General features: G+C 66.5%; 2 protein-coding genes and 1 pseudogene. 1 reads left to right on the top strand and 2 read right to left on the bottom strand.

Annotation, left to right across the window (positions count from 1 at the left end; genetic code table 11):
• Both ACRDUX_RS37055 and ACRDUX_RS37050 read right to left on the bottom strand, forming a co-directional pair.
• Positions 1-312, bottom strand: a pseudogene (locus ACRDUX_RS37055) (Rieske (2Fe-2S) protein); the annotation flags it as partial.
• The gene (locus tag ACRDUX_RS37050; protein WP_526421897.1) at positions 309-887 is read right to left on the bottom strand and encodes an RNA polymerase sigma factor; all 579 of its coding nucleotides are present in this window, start codon (positions 885-887) and stop codon (positions 309-311) included. The gene ACRDUX_RS37050 and the pseudogene ACRDUX_RS37055, both read right to left, overlap by 4 nt.
• Positions 888-1,144: 257 nt before the next feature.
• Here ACRDUX_RS37050 and ACRDUX_RS37045 point away from each other — a divergent pair, with 257 nt between their 5' ends.
• Entirely contained in the window at positions 1,145-2,662 is a 1,518-nt protein-coding gene (locus ACRDUX_RS37045; RefSeq protein WP_526421895.1) for a CoA-acylating methylmalonate-semialdehyde dehydrogenase, read from the top strand.
• The last annotated feature ends 113 nt before the right edge of the window (positions 2,663-2,775 follow it).

Genomic DNA, 2,775 nt, shown 5'->3' with positions numbered 1-2,775 from the left:
CCGGTCGACGGAGACCGCGGCCACCGCGGCGGTAGCGGCGGCAGACGTGCCGACGATCACCTGGCGGCGGTTCGCGGACAGCCAGTTCGGCGACGGGGCGTGCGTCTGCGGCTCGTCGTCCATCTGCTCGGCGAGCCTGCGGTGCAGGTCATTCAGGAAGTTCTGACTTGGCTCGTCTGACCCGGTTCGCACGGCATTCAACTCGATGGCGGTGCGCATCTGCGCCGCCTCGAAGTCGTCGGGAGTGAAGCTCTTGGGCCGACGGCCGCGCAGCAGGTCGTCGACGTACCTGCGAAGCCCTCGCGCGTTCATGAGCCGCCCTTCTCGTTGACCTGAGCCGCCAGCCTCAGCGCCCGATGTTGCAGCACCTTGGCATTGGCGACGCTGACGCCCATCTCCTCGGCCGACTCCTTGATCGACCGGCCCTGCAGGAAGCGCAATTCCAGTATGCGGCGGTAGTTGTCGGGAAGGCTGTCCAGCACTGCGGCGACGCGGTCCGGGGCCGTGCTGATCGCCTCCTCACTCTCGGGCGGCGCGGCGATGTCCTCGATCTCGGTGATCTCGCGGCCCATCGCCTGGCGCCAGTGGGCGGCGAGCACGGTCCGTGCCGTGGCGCGGAGGTACGCGCGCACCTCGGCGACGGTCGCGGTCAGGCGCAGCGGCCGCAGCGCGGCGAGGAACACCTCGGCGGTGAGGTCTTCGGCGTCCGCTCGATTGCCGACCCTGGCGAAGATGGTGCGGTACACCCAGGTGGCGTTGTCCTCGTAGACCGCTTCCCAGTCCGGGTAGCGGTCGTCGGACGACACCACCCGAAGGGCGCGCGGATGCGCGGGATCGCGTCGTGCCGTCACGTGTCGCCTGTCTTCGTCGGGGAGGCCGTACGACATGGGATAGGGGCACGGGTTACACCCCGACGCGATCTCCACCGAAGCAAAGGACGCGACCGGCGACGCAGGGAATGCCGATGATTCCCAGCACCTTCACAGCCGGTCCCCGCGACCAGCCCTCCCATCCCGCGAGCGTGCGTGTTTGTGCGCGACGCGCCGGGCGAAAATGGCAGTCGGCGCACGTTGGTCCTTGCGTACGACGAACGGCATTACTAGGATGTCCTAGTAATCGTGATCTCTCGCCGAAGGACAGTCCAATGACCGCACAGATCTCGCACTTCATCGATGGCCAGCGCGTGGCAGGCCAGTCCGGCCGCACCGCCGACGTGCTGAACCCCAGCACGGGCGAGGTCCAGGCGCAGGTGCCCATGGCCTCGCCGGCCGAGGTCGACGCCGCCGTCGCGATCGCCGTCGAGGCGCAGAAGGGGTGGGCCGCCTGGAATCCGCAGCGCCGGGCCCGGGTGATGATGAAGTTCGTCCAGCTGGTCAACGAGAACATCGACGAGCTCGCCGAACTGCTGTCGCTCGAACACGGAAAGACGGTCCCCGACTCGCGCGGCGACATTCAGCGCGGCATCGAGGTCATCGAGTTCGCCATCGGCATCCCGCACCTTCTCAAGGGCGAGTACACCGAGGGTGCGGGCGGCGGCATCGACGTCTACTCGCTGCGTCAGCCACTCGGCGTCGTCGCGGGTATCACCCCGTTCAACTTCCCCGCGATGATCCCGCTGTGGAAGGCGGGTCCGGCGCTGGCCTCTGGCAACGCCTTCATCCTCAAGCCCAGCGAGCGTGACCCGTCCGTGCCCGTCCGGCTGGCCGAACTGTTCCTCGAAGCCGGTCTGCCCAAGGGCGTCTTCCAGGTCGTGCACGGCGACAAGGAGGCCGTCGACGCCATCCTGCACAACCCGGACATCCAGGCCGTCGGCTTCGTGGGCAGCTCCGACATCGCCCAGTACATCTATTCGACCGCGGCGGCCAACGGCAAGCGTGCGCAATGTTTCGGCGGCGCCAAGAACCACATGATCGTGATGCCCGACGCCGACCTCGATCAGGCCGTCGACGCCCTCATCGGCGCGGGGTACGGAAGCGCGGGCGAACGCTGCATGGCGATCAGCGTCGCGGTCCCCGTCGGCGAAGAAACAGCGCAACGGCTTCGTAACAGGCTCGTCGAGCGCATCAACCAGTTGCGCGTCGGCCACAGCCTCGACCCCAAGGCCGACTACGGCCCGCTGGTGACGTCAGCGGCGCTGGCGCGGGTCAAGGACTACATCGGCCAGGGCGTGGAAGCGGGCGCGGAGATCGTGGTCGACGGTCGCGAACGCGCGAGCGATGACCTCACCTTCGGTGACGCCAGCCTGGAGGGCGGGTACTTCATCGGACCGACCCTGTTCGACCACGTCACCAAGGACATGTCGATCTACACCGACGAAATCTTCGGACCCGTGCTGTGCATCGTGCGCGCCAAGGACTACACCGAGGCGCTGGCACTTCCGTCGGATCACGAGTACGGCAACGGCGTCGCGATCTTCACCCGTGACGGCGACACCGCGCGCGACTTCGTCTCCCGCGTCCAGGTCGGCATGGTGGGCGTCAACGTGCCGATCCCAGTTCCGGTGGCATACCACACCTTCGGAGGCTGGAAGCGGTCCGGCTTCGGCGATCTCAACCAACACGGTCCCGCGTCGATCATCTTCTACACGAAGGTCAAGACGGTCACCCAGCGCTGGCCGTCCGGCATCAAGGATGGCGCCGAGTTCTCCATCACCTCCATGTAGTAGATCTGTACAGTCTTGTTATTCTTAGGTCTTGAAGATGAAGTACGATTCATGTCCGATACTGCCGCCGCGTTCGGGGATTATCGACTCTCGGCCTTCTCGTTTGAATGTGT

It is taken from the genome of Mycobacterium sp., assembly GCF_050701675.1.
Lineage (GTDB): Bacteria > Actinomycetota > Actinomycetes > Mycobacteriales > Mycobacteriaceae > Mycobacterium.
Note: the sequence above shows the minus strand (reverse complement) of the source record. Positions and strands in the feature narration are given on the sequence as shown.

Bases quoted from the DNA above. Each gene is read 5' to 3' on its own strand.
- ACRDUX_RS37050 (WP_526421897.1), bottom strand. From the start codon at position 887: ATGTCGTACGGCCTCCCCGACGAAGACAGGCGACACGTGACGGCACGA.
- ACRDUX_RS37045 (WP_526421895.1), top strand. From the start codon at position 1,145: ATGACCGCACAGATCTCGCACTTCATCGATGGCCAGCGCGTGGCAGGC.